This is a genomic window from Oceanobacillus polygoni (genome assembly GCF_008304605.1).
Classification (GTDB): domain Bacteria; phylum Bacillota; class Bacilli; order Bacillales; family Amphibacillaceae; genus Oceanobacillus; species Oceanobacillus polygoni.
In genome coordinates this window covers 347,345-365,002 of record NZ_PIJY01000024.1, presented here as the reverse complement: position 1 = coordinate 365,002, position 17,658 = coordinate 347,345, and the positions used below count along the sequence as shown (strand labels likewise).

General features: G+C 38.3%; 16 protein-coding genes. 7 read left to right on the top strand and 9 right to left on the bottom strand.

Annotated features, from left to right (window positions below; translation table 11 throughout):
• Positions 1-27 precede the first annotated feature (27 nt).
• From F1560_RS10955 to F1560_RS10935, 5 genes are all read right to left on the bottom strand, one after another.
• Positions 28-384 (bottom strand): arsenate reductase family protein, encoded by a 357-nt coding sequence (locus F1560_RS10955; RefSeq protein WP_149474652.1) that lies wholly within the window; start codon positions 382-384, stop codon positions 28-30.
• A gap of 167 nt (positions 385-551) precedes the next feature.
• Positions 552-1,025, bottom strand: coding sequence for a DinB family protein (locus F1560_RS10950; protein ID WP_149474651.1), 474 nt, complete (start codon positions 1,023-1,025; stop codon positions 552-554).
• 142 nt (positions 1,026-1,167) lie between these two features.
• The gene (locus F1560_RS10945) at positions 1,168-2,952 is read right to left on the bottom strand and encodes an acyl-CoA dehydrogenase family protein (RefSeq protein WP_149474650.1); all 1,785 of its coding nucleotides are present in this window, start codon (positions 2,950-2,952) and stop codon (positions 1,168-1,170) included.
• 204 nt (positions 2,953-3,156) lie between these two features.
• Positions 3,157-4,332 (bottom strand): acetyl-CoA C-acetyltransferase, encoded by a 1,176-nt coding sequence (locus F1560_RS10940; RefSeq protein ID WP_149474649.1) that lies wholly within the window; start codon positions 4,330-4,332, stop codon positions 3,157-3,159.
• 18 nt (positions 4,333-4,350) lie between these two features.
• A complete protein-coding gene (locus F1560_RS10935) occupies positions 4,351-6,738 on the bottom strand; it encodes a 3-hydroxyacyl-CoA dehydrogenase/enoyl-CoA hydratase family protein (protein WP_149474648.1) in 2,388 nt (795 codons plus the stop codon).
• A gap of 289 nt (positions 6,739-7,027) precedes the next feature.
• Between F1560_RS10935 and F1560_RS10930 the strand changes: the two genes are divergently transcribed.
• The 7 genes from F1560_RS10930 to F1560_RS10900 all read left to right on the top strand — a co-directional run bounded on the left by F1560_RS10930 (position 7,028) and on the right by F1560_RS10900 (position 11,377).
• Positions 7,028-7,993, top strand: a complete 966-nt coding sequence (locus F1560_RS10930; RefSeq protein WP_149474647.1) for a metal ABC transporter solute-binding protein, Zn/Mn family — start codon at positions 7,028-7,030, stop codon at positions 7,991-7,993.
• Between the two features lie 68 nt (positions 7,994-8,061).
• Positions 8,062-8,817, top strand: coding sequence for a metal ABC transporter ATP-binding protein (locus F1560_RS10925; protein ID WP_149474646.1), 756 nt, complete (start codon positions 8,062-8,064; stop codon positions 8,815-8,817).
• Between the two features lie 16 nt (positions 8,818-8,833).
• Positions 8,834-9,664, top strand: a complete 831-nt coding sequence (locus F1560_RS10920) for a metal ABC transporter permease (RefSeq protein ID WP_149474645.1) — start codon at positions 8,834-8,836, stop codon at positions 9,662-9,664.
• A gap of 55 nt (positions 9,665-9,719) precedes the next feature.
• Positions 9,720-10,133: a Fur family transcriptional regulator gene (locus tag F1560_RS10915; RefSeq protein WP_149474644.1), complete on the top strand. Its 414-nt coding sequence runs from the start codon at positions 9,720-9,722 to the stop codon at positions 10,131-10,133.
• A 14-nt stretch (positions 10,134-10,147) separates the two neighbouring features.
• Positions 10,148-10,513 (top strand): fluoride efflux transporter FluC, encoded by a 366-nt coding sequence (locus F1560_RS10910; RefSeq protein WP_246811927.1) that lies wholly within the window; start codon positions 10,148-10,150, stop codon positions 10,511-10,513.
• Positions 10,510-10,854, top strand: a complete 345-nt coding sequence (crcB, locus tag F1560_RS10905; RefSeq protein ID WP_149474642.1) for a fluoride efflux transporter CrcB — start codon at positions 10,510-10,512, stop codon at positions 10,852-10,854. The genes F1560_RS10910 and crcB overlap by 4 nt, the downstream gene beginning before the upstream one ends.
• Positions 10,855-10,933: 79 nt before the next feature.
• Positions 10,934-11,377, top strand: coding sequence for an SH3 domain-containing protein (locus F1560_RS10900; RefSeq protein WP_149474641.1), 444 nt, complete (start codon positions 10,934-10,936; stop codon positions 11,375-11,377).
• Between the two features lie 115 nt (positions 11,378-11,492).
• Here the strand turns inward: F1560_RS10900 and F1560_RS10895 are convergent, their stop codons facing one another.
• The 4 genes from F1560_RS10895 to F1560_RS10880 form a co-directional block, all read right to left on the bottom strand.
• Positions 11,493-12,299, bottom strand: coding sequence for a VLRF1 family aeRF1-type release factor (locus F1560_RS10895; RefSeq protein ID WP_149474640.1), 807 nt, complete (start codon positions 12,297-12,299; stop codon positions 11,493-11,495).
• Positions 12,300-12,774: 475 nt separating this feature from the next.
• The gene (locus F1560_RS10890; RefSeq protein WP_149474639.1) at positions 12,775-14,070 is read right to left on the bottom strand and encodes a hemolysin family protein; all 1,296 of its coding nucleotides are present in this window, start codon (positions 14,068-14,070) and stop codon (positions 12,775-12,777) included.
• A gap of 448 nt (positions 14,071-14,518) precedes the next feature.
• The gene (locus F1560_RS10885; protein ID WP_149474638.1) at positions 14,519-16,018 is read right to left on the bottom strand and encodes a BCCT family transporter; all 1,500 of its coding nucleotides are present in this window, start codon (positions 16,016-16,018) and stop codon (positions 14,519-14,521) included.
• A gap of 278 nt (positions 16,019-16,296) precedes the next feature.
• Positions 16,297-17,568, bottom strand: coding sequence for a C40 family peptidase (locus tag F1560_RS10880; protein ID WP_245347617.1), 1,272 nt, complete (start codon positions 17,566-17,568; stop codon positions 16,297-16,299).
• Between the last annotated feature and the right edge of the window lie 90 nt (positions 17,569-17,658).

Below are 17,658 nucleotides of genomic sequence, written 5' to 3'. Positions count from 1 at the left end.
GAAAAGTTAACCATTTTGAACGAATAACTACAACCAATTTTCTTGGAATGTTTCTTCTTTAAAGCCAACAGTTACCTTTGAGCCATCCGTGACGATCGGACGTTTGATTAACATTCCATCAGAAGCAAGCGTTTCTGCCATTTCTTCTGTACTGGCATCTTTTATTTTTTCCTTAATATTTAGTTCACGATATTTCTTCCCACTTGTATTAAAGAATTTTTTAGCTGGCAGATCACTGTTGGCAATTAAACCAAGTAGCTCTTCTTTTGAAGGTGTATCTTCTACAATATGTATACTTGTGTAATCGATGTTATGATCATCAAACCATTTCTTCGCTTTTTTACATGTTCCGCAATTAGGGTACCAGTAAAATGTTAGCGTCATGTACAACTCCTCCAGTCAATCTAAACAATTAAAACTTTATTCTATCATGATTTCTATAAAATTATTAGTATAGCTTCCTTAGCAGTTTATTTTATATTCCAACCAAGCAAAATATGCCATGAAGAAAACAGGTAAAAGACTGCCCATTTTCTTCATGGCCTTCACTTTTAGCGGCCTTCCTTTGTTGGACCCATCACACCAGGTACTCGCAAGGCTGCTTGACGTAATAACACGGTCATTTGTCCACGATGATGGGTTTGATGGTCAATGAGTGTACGTAACAATGCGCCTCTTGCCACAGTCCCTCCCATAGCATTTACTTCTTCTTCCAGCATTTTATCCGTTACAGTTTGTTCGACTTGGTCTTTAACTGCTGTTGTTACTTTTTTATATACTTCTACTATTTCACTTGCTTTTTCTGGTGTAGCATTTTGAGTTTCAGGTGTATCAATTTCTACACCTACAAGTCCGCTAAAGAATACTGGGCTTGTCGCCAAATGCCACCCAAGCCACCCTAAGGTGCTGTGGCCTTCTACGATTGCTTGATCTAGTTTATCATCTGTTAACGATTCGAGAACCGCAATTGTTCCATTTGCAGCATGATCCCAATCGTTCACAAAGTCTTTGACAGTACGATACATATTTATCTCCCTTTCTTTTAACAATGGCTATTTTAAGATTAACAGCACTAAAATTTTTCATCAAATATTATGCCGAGAAACAATTAGTTCAACAACTCAATAGATAATGCCACTCCTGTTCGATCAGGAGTGGCACAGAAGATTAGACGATATATTTCTCTTCTTCAATAATACCTTTAGCAATTTCACGCTTCTTCGCAATGACATTGATTGGTGTATGTCGCGTTAGCTTACGAAGTGATGAAAGCATCATCCGTAATGTATCGCCTTCCTCTACTGCGATTAATGTTTCTTTCGCATCTGCTTCGATACGATTAAATGCTTCCTGCACATAAACCTGCGTATAAAGCAGTTTTTGCTTGTTCTTTTCTTCCCCATCCTTACTAATTGCTTTTTCCGTACGAAGTATTGCTGATTCCATATTGTAAACCTCTGCGACCATATCAGCTAAGTTTACAAGGATTTCTTGCTCCCCTTCTAATTTCTGCATATACTTCTGCGCAGCTAAACCTGCACCGAGAAGAACTATTTTCTTCGCATTACGCAGTAAATACTTTTCCTGCTCCAAAGGCTCTGTACCAACTTCTTCTGACATCATCATCATTAATTCTTCTTGTAATCCTTGAGCTTTTTGCAGCAGTGGCAGTTCACCTTTCATAGCTTTTTTCAGCAATGTTCCCGGAACTAGCAAACGATTAATTTCATTTGTGCCTTCAAAAATACGGTTGATTCGTGAGTCACGATAAATCCGTTCTACTTCATACTCTTGCATAAACCCATAACCACCATGCATCTGTACTGCTTCATCTGCCGTATAATCTAGCAATTCAGTCGCCATATATTTCGTCATGGAGCACTCAATTTGGTATTCAGCAATTGCCCGTGCTACTTCACGTCCATCCTTCAACTGTTCATCTGTTAGCGCACCCATCCGCTGTTCAAATAATCCTACTGTTCGATAAACTGCACTTTCATTTGCATAAATTTCAGAAGCCATTGTTGCTAGCTTTTCCTGTGTTAAAGAAAAGCTTGAAATAGGGGTATTAAACTGCTTGCGCTCGTTTACATAAGTTGCAGCAAGCTCTAGTGCACGCTTAGCGCCACCAACTCCTCCGACTGCAAGCTTATAGCGCCCAACATTTAAAATATTGAAGGCAATAATATGGCCGCGCCCTTTTTCACCTAACAAATTTTCTACCGGTACTTCTGCATCTTCGAGAATCAACGTCCGTGTTGATGAGCTTTTTATTCCCATCTTCTTCTCTTCCACACCAGTTGAAACACCAGGGTACTCCCTTTCAACAATAAAGGCAGAAAAATGCTCCCCATCAATTTTCGCATAGACAACAAATACATCTGCAAAAGCTGAGTTTGTAATCCACTGTTTCTCTCCATTTAAAATATAATGTGTACCAGCCTCATTTAATTTTGCTGTCGTTTTTGCGCCTAGCGCATCTGATCCAGAGCTAGGTTCTGTTAGTGCATACGCAGCGATCAATTCACCGGTTGCAAGTTTCGGCAAATATTTTTCCTTCTGCTCATCGTTTCCAAAAAATACGATTGGAAGTGAACCTATCCCTACATGAGCACCATGTGTGATTGAGAATCCGCCTGCACGGGAAAATCTTTCTGTGATTAAAGAAGAGCTAATTTTATCAAGTGCTAAGCCGCCATATTCCTCTGGTACATCGACACCTAGAAGACCAAGTTCCCCAGCTTTTTTTAATAGCTCAACAGAGTGCTCAAATTCATGGTTTTCTAATTGATCCAACTTCGGTAAAACTTCACTCGTAATAAAATCATCTGTCGTTTTTGCAATCATGTGATGCTCTTCTGTAAAGTCCTCTGGTGTAATAATATCTTCACCCGTTAAATCCTCAACTAAGAATCCGCCACCCTTGAATATTTTATCCCTTGTTTCACTCATATGAATCTCCCTTTCCGTTTAGGAATGTTAATCACTTTCGTAAACCGCATCATGGAATTTATTTAAATCTATCAGCCTTTAAATTGTGAACATCAGCTTTTTTTGGGGGAATATCAGCCATTTCAGGAAATCTATCAGCCTATTCTGTCTGAACATCCGTAATTAGGGATCCATAAGTAAATTATGAACTCCTTTTCACGGAATTTACAGAAGTTCAAAAACACCCGCTGCTCCCATGCCGCCACCAATACACATTGTTACTATTCCGAATTGCTCATTTCTCCGTCTCATTTCATGCATTAAAGTTAATGTCAATTTCGTTCCTGTGCATCCCAGTGGATGTCCTAATGCAATCGCTCCACCATTCACATTTACTTTTTCAGGGTCAAGATCAAGTGCTTGTATAACGCGTAAAGATTGAGAGGCGAATGCTTCATTAAGCTCAAATAAACCAATATCTGAAAGCTCTAACCCAGCAATTTTTAGCGCTTTCGGTATTGCTTCAACAGGTCCAACACCCATGATCTCTGGTTCTACACCAGCAACTGCAAACGAACGAAATTTCAGGATTGGTGTCAGCCCTTCTCCTTCAGCTTTTTCACGATCCATCACAAGTACTGATGCTGCACCATCGCTCATTTGCGATGCATTTCCTGCTGTTACAGAACCTTTTACATGAAAGGCAGGACGTAACTTTGCCAAAATATCCGCTGTTGTATCCGGACGAACTCCTTCATCCATTGTAAACGATGACTTTCTTTCTTCAATTTTATTGTTCTTGCCGATAACACGCTCGTTTATTTCGACAGCTACAATTTCATCATTAAACTTGCCTTCCTCTAATGCTTTGGCTGCACGATGGTGACTTTGTACGGCGAATGCATCTTGATCTGTACGAGAGATTGCAAAGCGCTTCGCAACTTCTTCCGCTGTATGCCCCATTCCCATGTAATAACCTGGTAATTCCTGAACAAGTTTCGGATTCGGTTTGAGCACATGTCCTCCCATTGGTAGAAGGCTCATTGATTCCGCTCCACCTGCAATGATCGTATCGCTCGCTCCAACCATAATGCGCTCTGCAGCATAGGCGATACTTTGTAACCCTGATGAACAATAGCGGTTGATTGTAATACCTGGTACATCATTTTTTAATCCTGCAAGTGCAGCTACATTTCGAGCCATATTCATTCCTTGTTCTGCTTCTGGAGTTGCACAGCCAATGATGACATCATCAATGTTTCCGTCATATCCTCCGGCACGTTTTAAAGTCTCTTGAATCGTTCGTGCAGCTAAATCATCTGGTCTTGTATTTGCTAGTGAGCCTTTATTGGCCTTTCCAACCGGTGTTCTTGCACCAGCAACAATTACTGCTTCTTTCACGTTTTCTCCCCCTTTCGATTAATTGCGTAGTGGCTTCCCTTTAACAAGCATGTGCTGCATACGCTGTTGTGTTAAAGGCTCTCCAATCAAGCTTAAGAATGCCTCACGCTCGAGATCAAGCATTACTTGCTCATCTATTTCAGTTCCTTCTTTAATTCGTCCACCTGATAAAACGTAAGCTAATTTATCAGCAATTTTCACATCATGTTCTGATGCATAGCCTCCATACTCCATCATCTTTGCTCCCATGAGCATGCCAGCATAACCAGCGTCACCAACTACTGGAATTTTTTCTCGCTGCGGCTTCTTATAACCTTCGTTGGCTAAACTGAGCACTCTTTGTTTAGCATCATATAAAAGATGATCTGGGTTAGCACTAATACGGTCGTTTGTATCGAGGTAGCCATTTTCAACTGCCTCTGCAGCAGATGTAGAAACCTTTGCTGTTGCAACTTTTTCAAAAACGTCATTTGCAACTTTCGTTAAATCAAACGGGACACCTTTTGGTAGATTACGAATCGCTTTTAAATACAACTCTTTCGTACCCCCACCTCCAGGAATAAGTCCGACCCCCACTTCTACTAAGCCAATATACGTTTCTGGTGATGCTTGAATCGCAGCTGCTGGTAAAGATACCTCAGCCCCACCACCTAGAGCCATATTAAACGGAGCAACTACTACAGGCTTTTCAGCGTATTTAATCGCCATTGCCATATTTTGAAACTGCCGAATAACCATATCTAGTTCAAAGAAATTATCATCTTGTGCTTCCATTAACATCATTGCTAGATTCGCTCCAACACAGAAATTCTTTCCTTGGTTCCCGATAACAAGTCCTTCGTAGTTTTTTTCAACTTCATCGATGGAATGGTTCACCATCTGAATGATGTCCATTCCAATTGCATTGCTTCGTGAATGGAACTCTAGTAAGGCAACTCCATCTCCCATATCAATCAAGCTTGCACCAGTATTCTTTTTAATAACTTTATTGGTTTCCTTTAGACGTTTAATATGGATCTCTTTTTGATTAAATTGCTGTTCCTTGTATTCACCTTCATCATAGTAGTGAATACCACCCTCTGCCGATTGATAAAAGGATTCCTTCCCGCTTTCAAGCATTGTGAGCACCCATGCAGGTATATCTGCTCCTTCTTTCTGCATACGGTCTATAGATTCACGAACTCCAATTGCATCCCATGTTTCGAATGGACCAAGCTCCCAGCCGAATCCCCATTTCATTGCTTGATCGATTGAAACGATGTCATCAGCAATCTCTCCTAATAACTCAGCCGAATATAAGAGAACTGGCTTTATAACCGACCATACAAGGTCACTTGCCTTGTCACCACGAGCCGAGAGAAGCGCTTTCATTTTTCCTCGTGACCCTTTTGCTTGCTTCGCCATTTCTGTTGCGGCTGTTTTAAGCTTTTTACGTTCTTCATATTCCATTGTTTTTGGGTTCAGCTCATAAATGTCGCGACCTTTTTTGATAAAAAAACCTTGACCGCTTTTTGCACCTAACCACCCTTTTTCTAGCATGGTATTCATAAAATCTGGTACAGTAAATAGATCCTTTTCCGACCCTTCTACTAAATCATATACATTTTTTGCTACGTGACTAAATGTGTCGAGACCAACAACATCCAGTGTTCGGAATGTTGCGCTTTTCGGTCTACCAATTAACGTTCCTGTTACGGAATCAACCTCACCAACCGAGAAACCGCCTTTTAACATTTCTTGGACGGTTACAAGCAAACCATACGTACCAACCCGATTTGCAATGAAATTCGGCGTATCCTTCGCTTCCACTACACCTTTTCCAAGCACGTCCTCACCAAAACGCTTCATAAATATAAGTACCTCTGGATCTGTATCGGCAGTTGGAATTACCTCTAATAATTTCAAATAGCGCGGCGGATTGAAAAAATGAGTTCCTAAGAAGTGCTTCCTCATGTCCGTCGAACATTCTGCAATCATTGCTTCGACAGAAATACCAGAAGTATTGGAACTTACAATGGTCCCTTCCGTCCGATACTGATCAATTGCAGCAAAAACCTTCTTCTTCACTTCCAGGTTTTCTACCACCACTTCAATTATCCAATCAACGTTAGCTAGTTTTTCCATATCATCTTCCATGTTGCCAATCGTAATCAAATCAAGACTTTTCTTTGTCGTAATTGGCGATGGTTTCTGCTTTGACAATGCTTTTTTACTTGTTGCCACGATTCGATTCCGAACTTTAGAGTCCTCTAGCGTTAGACCCTTTTGCTTTTCTTCTTCCGTTAATTCCCTTGGCGCAATATCAAGTATCATCACAGCTATTCCTAAATTCGCCAAATGCGCAGCAATGCCAGATCCCATCACACCCGAACCGAGTACGGCTGCCGTTTTTATTGAATGCTTCAATTTTTCATCCCCCAATCACATAGTGAATGAATAATCATTCATTTTTGTTTAAAAAATAAAAGACAGTTTCCTATCCATCTATTTCTTACTATAAACGAATATCTGACATTTCGCAATAAATTTAATTAATTTTTTATACATCTATTTGTATATGCAGATCCCAACTTCTATTCAATAACTGTGAAAACGATTATTGATCATCGTAATCATTCCTATTTACAAACCGGAATGGTTACGTTATGATAGGAAAGGATTATTTATTTTATCGTTATATGAAGGGTTTGTATACATGAAAATCTTTAAAAATCTTATGTTCATCATTTTACTAAGTATATTTATTGCTGGATGCAGTTCAGCTGGCGAAAGTTCAAATGCAAAGAATGGACAGCTTGAAATTTTTACATCGATTTATCCAATTCAATACGCTGTTGAACGAATTGGCGGGGATACAGTAGTAGCGAAAACCGTTTATCCTCCTGGTGTGGATGCCCATTCCTACGAACCTACTACAAAAGATATTACTGCTATTGCCGATAGTGCCGCATTCATTTATTTAGGTGCTGGTATGGAGAGCTTTGCTGAAAGTGCTGCAGGTGCACTAGCCTCTCAGGATGTACAATTAATTGAAATTGGCGAACACGAAGAACTCTTCCATACTGAAGAAGATCACCATGATCATGAAACAGATTCAGAGGACAGACATGAGCATGAGCACGATGGGCATAGTCACGGTGATCATGATCCACATATTTGGATCGATCCGATTCGAATGATTGAAATGGCAGCTATTATAAAAGAGGAACTAATTGCGCTTAATCCTGACAAGGAAGCCTATTACAATGAAAACTTTACTTCATTGGAAACTGATTTACTTGCATTAGATGAAACGTTCCAAGAAACATTAGAAGCAAAAAATGATACACATATTCTTGTCTCACATGCGGCGTTCGGTTATTGGGAGGAACGTTATGGAATTGAGCAAATCTCGATCAATGGATTATCTTCCAGCAGTGAGCCTTCGCAAAAGAAATTAACCGAAATAATCGATCAAGCGAAGAGCTATAACCTAGACTTTATTATTTTCGAACAAAACAGTTCAAATCGTGTTTCTGAAATTATTCAAAATGAAATTGGCGCAACAGCTTTAATGATTCATAATTTGTCAGTATTAACAGAGGAAAATATCACAAATGGTGAGGATTATATATCTTTAATGCAATACAATTTAGATATTCTTAACCAAGCAACGAAATAGTCTATCTTTTAGCATCTGCATTTATGGAAAGCAGATGCTTCCTATATTTTAAGGAAAGAGGTGTCATCATGGAATATCCTGCTGTAACAATGAAAAACGTTAGTTACGCTTATGAAAATAAAACGGTACTTGATCAAATTAACTTTGAAGTTCCTAAAGGGGCTTTCATGGGGGTAGTCGGCCCGAATGGTGGTGGAAAGACAACCTTGATTAAACTTATTCTTGGATTACTAAAGCCTGACCAAGGGTCCATCAACATCTTTAATGAAAACGTAGATAAACTTCAGGATCGGAATAAAATTGGATTTGTTTCTCAAAAAGCAAATGCTTTTAATAAAGGATTTCCCGCAACCGTTTATGAAGTGGTTTCCTCCGGGCTAACTGCAACAATCGGTTACTTTAAATTTTTTAATAAAACACATAAAGATAAAATATTACATGCAATCGATCAAGTTGGAATGCTTGAATACGCATATGAAAATATCGGTAACCTCTCCGGTGGGCAGCAGCAACGGATCTTTATTGCTCGTGCACTAGTTAGCGACCCAGATTTAATTATTCTGGACGAGCCTACGGTTGGTATCGACTATGAAAATGTAAAACGATTTTATGAGCTATTGAACCAATTACACCAAAAGCAACATAAAACATTGTTGCTTGTAACACACGATACGGGCACCATGACAGAATATGCAACAGATATCGTTTGTCTTAATAAAACATTACATTTTCATGGAAAACCAGAAGAATACACGTCCTTAACCGAAAAGGACTTATCACAATTTTATGGACATCCCGTAAATATTGTTAGCCACAATCATTGATGTTGGAGGAACTATTATGCTAGCGGACTTTTTTCAATATGATTTTCTACGATACACATTTTTAACGGGATTGCTTATTGGAGTTATCGCCCCACTCCTCGGTACATTTATAGTTGTACGACGCTTATCTTTAATTGCAGATGCATTGTCCCATGTAACCCTGGCTGGAATCGCCTTTGGACTAATGGCAGAAAAGAAGTTCGGACTAATGATTGGACCATTGTATAGCGGAATGGCCTTTTCCGTGCTCGGATCCATTCTCATTGAAAAGCTCCGTTCGGTGTATAAAGCGTACCAGGAGCTCGCCATTCCAATTATTTTATCCGGTGGCGTTGGATTAAGTGTCATTTTCATATCCGTCGCTGATGGCTTTAATACCGATTTATTTAATTATTTATTCGGGTCGGTTTCCGCTGTCAGTCAAAATGACTTTTTAATGATACTTGCAATCGCAATTTTTGTTATACTAGTAGTAGTACTATTTTATAAGGAACTTTTTACTTTATCATTTGATGAAGAGCATGCAACGATATCAGGACTACATTCCAAACGGATTCACTTACTTTTTATCGTGCTGACCGCACTCGTTATTGCTGCATCGATTCGAATAGTCGGTGTACTGCTCGTATCTGCCTTAATGACATTACCCGTTGCGGCAAGCATGCGACTTGCTAAAGGTTTTAAACAAATGATGCTCTTATCGATCTTATTTGGAGAGCTATCCGTCATTATCGGACTCATATCGGGATATTATTTATCCATCCCGCCAGGTGGCACGATTGTAATGGTATCCATTATTATTTTATTAATTGCTATTGGAATAAAACGAATTAAAATTCGTGTTTGAACTACCTCTTAAAGTGCTACCTCTTAACCCAAACGAATATAGGAGGGGATTTAGCGTGAACATCGATGAAGCGATTGAATTACTAAGAAATAAAGGCTATAAAACAACAGGAAGACGAAAAGATATCCTCGCCTTTTTTGAAAAGGCTGATGGATACCGTACTGCCAAGGATTTAATCAATTATCTGGAAGAAACGTATGAGGGTATCAGCTTTGATACGGTCTATCGTAACCTTCATTTATATAATGAAGTAGGAATTCTAGAAACAACAGAACTAAACGGTGAGAAACACTTTCGAATGAATTGTACACATCATCATCATCATCATTTTATTTGCAATGCATGTGGAAAAACAAAAGAAATTGTGGTTTGTCCAATGGATGAAGTACAGCAAACACTTGCAAACTATGCAATTGAAGGTCATAAGTTTGAAATCTATGGTTTATGTCCACTTTGTAAAAGCGCATGAGTGTAAAACTGTTGTTGGCTGTAGGAATAGGTGGCATGCTTGGTGCGGGGGGCCGGTACTGTATTTCCTTGCTTTATGGAGATACGAACGGCTACCCCTTCGCCACATTGACTGTAAATTTAATTGGTTGTTTTTTGCTCCCTTTCCTTTTAAATCACCCATATGCAAAACAAAAGCTGGCTCCAGAATTATTAGCGGCACTCACTGTCGGCGTGATTGGCTCTTTTACCACCTTTTCTACACTAGCCCTTGAAACAGCTAGATTATGGAATGAAAGTGTTGCAATGGCTATCAGCTACATATTGATTTCTTTTTTTGTTGGACTTGCATTATGTTTTCTAGGTTACCGTATAGCTGCTAGAAAGCAGGTAAACGCATGAATCTATTACTCGTCGCCCTCGGTGGTTTTATTGGAAGTATTGCTAGGTATGCCATCTCGCTTCAATTAAATAAACGAATACTCGCTACATGGGTTGTCAACATAAGCGGCTCCATGTTTTTAGCGTTTTTATTAAAGTTCAACCAAGATGGAATGATTTCCGATAAGATTTGGCTATTCCTTGGTGCTGGTTTCTGTGGAGCATATACTACTTTTTCAACCTTCGGCAATGAAACGTTGAACCTGTTATTGGAAAAAAGATACTGGAAGGCTATTGGCTATGTCTTTAGTTCTTTTTTTGTTTCTATTGCAGTAGTACTCCTTGTTCTTCGACTGTTTTGATTCTTTGGTTTCTTCTTTTCCTTTTTCTATCATTTCATGTATACTATCTTCTAGATATTAGTTTTAGGAGAAGTGAGAAATGGATAGAAAAAAAGCTATTATTTTTACAATATTACTCATTCTAACGGCTGTCTTTATTGCATTTGTTGCCATTATGCAGCATCAGTTTATGAATCCGGACTTTGCTACTAGTGAAGAACAAGGTTTGGCTAAGGCTACAAACAATAGCTTAACAACTATAAGCGACGATGAAAATGATACTTCTGATCTCTCAACTGATGACAACGAGAACAACCAAGCAGAAGATGAGGATGAATCTGAGGAGATAACTTATTCAACCCGTTATGTCACAGCTGATTTATTAAATGCGCGCAGTGGCCCTGGCACGGATTATGACATTGTAGGTATCGTAACAATTGATCAGAAAGTAGAAGTGGAAGATGACGGAAGTGAATGGGTTAAAATAACAACGCCAGATTTTACAGGCTATGTGAATGAAAAATATTTAAGTGAAAAAGATTAATTTTCGCCATAGGATTAGCTTGCTTGTTTTTGCCTAATGCGTACCATTCATGAAGCGTCTAAGCGTTGACCCGCTTAGACGCTTTTTTATGTGCTTATTATGTTCATTTCAATCCTTACCCCAGTACTTCATGCATAACCTTCGATTCTTCATGGTCAAGCATATTTTTCTGGATAATTTCATCGACCGATTTACTCATCTGATTTGTAAGTACTTTGGAAGCACCATTCTCACCAACAACAACTATTTTCTGCCAACCTCTATCTTTCGCTTGCTTGTCTATTTTAGGAGCAATTTTTTTATACCAGCGCTGTTGATTCACTTCATAACGAGCTTCGAACTTATCCTTCTGTAAATTAGTGGAACCTAGCCCTGTCGTGCCAGAGGTACCTTTACGTGGTCCTTGCATTATGCGCCATGTATCCGTTTCGACATCGAGCTCATAAGAAAATGTATCTTCAATTTGGTTCAGATAAGAGTCGATAACCTTTATTTGATTTTGTTGCACAAGAATGATTCCCGTCTTTGGATAGGTTTCTTTTAGCTTTCGAAACTGATCTAATTCTGGTGTTTCTTGCCAATAAAACTCATTCTCTAATCTCATTTGGACGATTTCTGCGTACCAAACCTCATCATCTGCAGTTGCAAATACAATAATCCCCTTTAGCTGCTGTTGCTCGTTTTCCTTAATAAATCGCTCTACCTTTTTCTTTACGACTTGGAAATTATGAAGCTCTTCTTTATCATTCGCTTCACTTAAATAACTTTCAAAATTCCGCATGCCATTTTTGAAATGGATTTTCCACTCTCCACCTTGCTGATCCGGATCGGTTCTATCTGTATTTAAGTACATTGTAAAAACCTTATTACTACCTGCCGTCTTTACATTTTCTAGTTCTTTTAATTTTGCATTTATATCCATTGGCAACCTCCTAAAAGAAATTGTACTATCCCTTTAACCTATATTCAGTAAATCTAAACCTATACGTATTACTTTCAATCCATTTTGTAAATGACGAATAAATGCCAAACATAATAAATACCTCTGATAACAATTTCTATCAGAGGTTATGGTCTAGACTATTAAGAATTTGCCGTCCATCCACCATCAACACCTATTTCTAATCCGGTTACATATTTCGATTCATCTCATGCTAAATATAGATAAGCATTAGCACTATCTATAGATTGTGTTAGAGCCGCTTTCTCCTCGTAATGAGCATCCATTTCTTCCAAAGAATGAATCCCTGCTTTTTTAACCATTCCTTTAAAGTAAGCTCCTCGATGAACAGAATTTAACTTGAATTCTAGACTTCATGTACTATAGGAGCTTCTACTTTCTTACCTCACAGAAAAAGGCAAACTCTCTTCATGAAAGCTTGCCTTTTTTTCACACATTATAATTTCACAATTTTAATTCGCTTAATCTGATATCCATCTTTTTCCTCTAGAATAAATTCATAGCCTTCATATTCCATTACTGCTCCAACTTCGGCTTCCAGATTATTCGTAAAGAACCAACCACCGATCGTATCGACCTCATCATCAGCAAGGTAAATATTTAACAGTTGATTTACTTCTTCTAAGCTAATTTTTCCAGAAACAAGATGGGTGTTTTCGTCGACTTGTTCTACCTCTGGCATCTCATGTTCGTCAAACTCATCTCGGATATCTCCTACGATTTCTTCCAGTATATCTTCAACTGTAACAAGACCTGCCGTTCCACCATATTCATCATTTACAATAGCCATATGGATTCGTTCTTTCTGCATTTTAAGCAGAAGCTGCTTAATCGGTGTTGCTTCTGAAACATGGATAATCGGACGAATAAATTTCTCGATTGTATTGGGTTTATGATCATCAAATTTACCGGTTAGAACTTCCTTTAGGTTTACCAAGCCTATAATGTTATCTTTATCTTCGTCAGCGACAGGGTATCTCGTAAATTGCCCCTCGCGAATAATATCAAGATTTGCTTCGAAAGTGTCCTCTTTTGAAAAATAAATCATTTCCGTTCGAGGAACCATTATTTCCCTTGCTACACGTTCATCAAAATCAAAAATGTTATTCACATACATCATTTCTGATTGATTGATTTCACCACTCTTATAACTATCTGCAAGAATCAAGCGAAGTTCTTCTTCACTGTGCGATTCTTCATGACCGCTTATAGGCTTTAGTCCTATAGCACGTGTTAAGAGTCGAGCTGAACCGTTTAAGAACCAAATGAATGGGAAGAGCAAACGATAGAACCACATTAGCGGTCTTGCAACAAACAGTGTAACTTGCTCTGCTTTTTGAATTGCCAACGTTTTCGGCGCCAGTTCCCCAACAACAACGTGGAGAAAGGTAGCAAATGCAAATGACACTACAATTGAAAGTGTCGTTACAAGTGCACCGCCAAGTTCAAGTGCACCGAATACCGGATGGAGCATTCGCTCAAATGTAGGTTCTGCCAAACGTCCAATACCTAAAGCCGTGATCGTTATCCCAAGCTGACAAGCAGATAGGTATTCGTCTAAATGTGAGACAACCTGTTTAGCATAAATCGCTTTTTTCTTACCATTCTCAATATGTGGTTCAAGTTGTGTACTTCGCACCTTTACAATGGCAAATTCCGCCATTACAAAAAAAGCGGTAAATGCGATTAGTACAGCAACTGCAAGTAAATTCACTATCGTGGATACGTCCAATTAAGGTCCTTGTGCTTAAAACACAAGGACTTCACCTCCTGATTTCTAAAAATTAAGTATAATAAAAATGAAACTCCGTACGCTGATGATTCAACACATAGGTAAAAAATACATTCACCGAATCATTGCTGAATCTGTTATATTGTTTTACCTTCCCACCTGAATCACCTACTTCCCTAAAATGATTATAATATATTTGAAAATATGAGTCTATATTTAACGTACAATTAACAAAGTAAAATTTTATGCCGTATTTTGTTTCATAGCTCTACAAAACACATGGAAAGTTGTTATAAAACAAATCATCTTTCGTTATAGGTATTCTTATGAAATCATTCTTTGCTTTATAGGAGACCCTTATACTTATGAAGCGTAATCCATTTGGTCAATGCGAGAGATATTTTATTCTATTCTCAAAAAAACAGCTGGAAATTCCAGCTGTTTCATACTAACGCTTATTCTTATCTCGAAAGTCTTTCGATAAAATTCTTAAAAATGAAATCATCATAATAAGAATGACAACGGTTAATGGCAATGCTGAAGTTAATGACGCAGTTTGCAATGCCTCTAGGCCACCTGCCATTAGCAAAACAACAGCAATTGCAGTAATTAAAATACCCCAGATAACTTTTGTTATAATAGAAGGGTTTATGCTTCCTTTTGACGTCATACTTCCTATTATATAGGTTGCTGAATCTGCAGAGGTTACTAAAAATGTAAAAATGAGTAGAATAGCTAGCACAGAAGTAATTGCCGAAAATGGCAGCGTCCCAAAGGTTTCAAATAGTGCAACTGCTAAATCTACATCTACTGCCTCTGCTATTTGTGTTCCCAAATTTAAATCACTGTACAGCGTTGTGCCTCCAAATACAGCAATCCATAAACAGGCAATCGCAGGTGGAACTACGAGCACACCAAAAATAAATTCTCGTATCGTTCTACCTTTTGAAACTCGTGCAACAAAAGCACCAACAAATGGGGACCAAGAAATTGCCCATGCCCAATAGAAAATCGTCCACTCATGCACCCATGTACCACCTTCGTATGGTGTCATCCGTAAACTATATTGAACAAAATTTGTCAAATAGTCACCTAAGCCTAAAACAAAAGTTTCTAATATAAATACCGTTGGACCTGCAAAGAAAACAAAGAGTAACAATAATAGACAGGCCGCAAGATTAATATTACTTAACCATTTCATTCCCTTATTTAAACCTGTTATAGAGGAAGATAAATAGGTGATGAGCATTGCTAAAGCAATGAGAATTTGAATTCCGATTGAATTCGGTAGTCCAAATATCGAAGTCATTCCACCATTCATCTGTAAAATCCCAAGTCCTAATGAAGTTGCAACCCCCATTACCGTTGCGATAACTGCAAAAGAGTCGACTGTATTCGCCACAACTTGATTCGATCCAACGACAGGACGAATCGAAGTGGAAATAAGGCCATTTTTATCTTTTCTAAATTGTACATAACCAATGACAAGTCCAACAATCGCGAATACAGACCACTGGCTAATTCCCCAGTTAAAGAATGCATATCCCATTGCAATTCTTGCTGCTTCTGGAGTTTGGGCATCAAGCCCAGGAAATGGTGTGTTTAAAAAATGGCTCATTGGTTCTGCGACACCCCAGAACACCAGACCAGAACCAAATCCTGTGGAAAAAAGCATCCCAATCCATGTAAAGAAAGGGTACTCTGGACGAGAGTTTGCATTCCCTAGTCTCAGTCTTCCGTATTTGCTTATTGCAAGACCAATTAAGAATGCGATAAAAATAAATACGGCAAGTAAATAAAACCACCCAAAATTCGTTGTCGTAAAATTAAATAATGTCTCAGCAACTTTTCCAAATCGTGAAGGCGCAATAGCTCCGGTAATGACTAATAAAAAAATAACAATAGCTGAAACAAAAAATACTGGATTTAAAAATGCTTTGTTTTTCATCGATGCGTTCCTTTCTTCAGCTGCAATTTTTTGCTGCAAAATCTATATGTACGGTTATACAACATATACACTATTACCCTCTTCATCATTATCTAAACCACTTTTTACTTTTTCACGGGTAATATCGCACAGTATTCAGATTATAGGAATGGAGAAAACATAATCCAAGCCTTTTTTAACTATTTTGATAGCAGCTATTCCTCCAGAAAAATTATCTACTTTCATAAACACAAAAAAACCATTCTGCAAAAATCCAGAATGGTTCTTCTATTAATCTATTATTTTACACTACGAACATGACCTGAAAACTTACTTGCCCAGTAACCGCTTGTCATATCAGCAACAGCTAATCCCGTAGAATTTTGTGCACCGATAAACTTACCGCCACCAAGGTAGATTCCAACATGGCCATTCTTTTTGTATGTGTCAAAGAATACGATATCACCAGGCTGCATATTGCCAGAAGATACTTGTGTACCTGTTGACGCTAAGCCTGTAGTGCTTGATGGAATAGAAATTCCTGCTTGAGCAAATGCCCAAGATACGAATCCAGAACAATCAAATCCACCTGGTCCTTTTCCGCCCCAAACATATGGAGTTCCTATGTGAGAGAATCCAGCATTAATTGCTGTATTGATATTACCAGATGCTGCAGGTCTTGATGTTGATTCTTTACTTAATGTTTGCAACTCTCCACCAGATGTAGCTTTTTCGGATGAACCTGTTGTATCTACATTTTCATTAGCACTTGCATTAGCAATTACTGTTTCAGGTGCAGGCTCTACTGCAGCTTGTAAACTAGCTCTTACTTCTTTTTCTAATGTTGCAAGCTTAGAATCTTCAACTTGAAGTTCTTCCTTTAATGCAAGCAAGTCGTTTTCTTTCGATTTTAGCGTTTCTTTTTTATCCTCATTTGAAGCTTTTTGATCTTCAATTAATGCAAGAATACCTTCAATCTCAACCTTCATTTCATTCAATTCATCTAATTTCACAAGTACAGCATCCTGTTTTTCTTCAACAGCCGCTTTATCTTCTTCTTGCTTTTTGATTAATGTGCTGTCAGACTCTGTAATTTTATTTACTGCTGAAACACGGCTAATAAAATCACCAAAGTTCTGTGAACCGAAAATCACTTCAAGGTAACTAATATCCCCACCATTTTGCTGGTAAGATACAGCGCGTTCTTTCAATATTTCAAAACGCTTTTCAATAGCTTCTTCTAGCTCTTTAATTTCTTTTTCTAGTTGAGCTACCTCATCTTCTTTTTCAGAAATAGCTTCATTGGTTTGATCCATTTGCTTCCGGTTTTCTTTTAAAGCTTTATTTACCTTCTCAATTTCTTCATTTAATTCCTCTAAATCTATCAAAACCTCTGCTATTTTACTATCAGCATCAGATAAGTTTGCTTTAATTGCGTCTCGGTCTTCTTGAATTTGTGCTTGCTTGTTTTCAATATCTTGAATGGATTCTGCCTGGGCTGATACAGTGAATAAAGTACTACCTAAACCAACCACTGCAACAGTGGATAATGCCATAAATGTCTTTCTCAACTTTCATTTCCCCGCTTCCCATTTCACACCGCAAAGCTCTTTTTATGTAATTCCTTATGAATTCAGTGTTGCTACAGCTATGTGATTATT

Coding starts and splice junctions, on each gene's coding strand:
- F1560_RS10955 (WP_149474652.1), bottom strand. CDS start 384: ATGACGCTAACATTTTACTGGTACCCTAATTGCGGAACATGTAAAAAA.
- F1560_RS10950 (WP_149474651.1), bottom strand. CDS start 1,025: ATGTATCGTACTGTCAAAGACTTTGTGAACGATTGGGATCATGCTGCA.
- F1560_RS10945 (WP_149474650.1), bottom strand. CDS start 2,952: ATGAGTGAAACAAGGGATAAAATATTCAAGGGTGGCGGATTCTTAGTT.
- F1560_RS10930 (WP_149474647.1), top strand. CDS start 7,028: ATGAAAATCTTTAAAAATCTTATGTTCATCATTTTACTAAGTATATTT.
- F1560_RS10925 (WP_149474646.1), top strand. CDS start 8,062: ATGGAATATCCTGCTGTAACAATGAAAAACGTTAGTTACGCTTATGAA.
- F1560_RS10920 (WP_149474645.1), top strand. CDS start 8,834: ATGCTAGCGGACTTTTTTCAATATGATTTTCTACGATACACATTTTTA.
- crcB (WP_149474642.1), top strand. CDS start 10,510: ATGAATCTATTACTCGTCGCCCTCGGTGGTTTTATTGGAAGTATTGCT.
- F1560_RS10900 (WP_149474641.1), top strand. CDS start 10,934: ATGGATAGAAAAAAAGCTATTATTTTTACAATATTACTCATTCTAACG.
- F1560_RS10895 (WP_149474640.1), bottom strand. CDS start 12,299: ATGGATATAAATGCAAAATTAAAAGAACTAGAAAATGTAAAGACGGCA.
- F1560_RS10885 (WP_149474638.1), bottom strand. CDS start 16,018: ATGAAAAACAAAGCATTTTTAAATCCAGTATTTTTTGTTTCAGCTATT.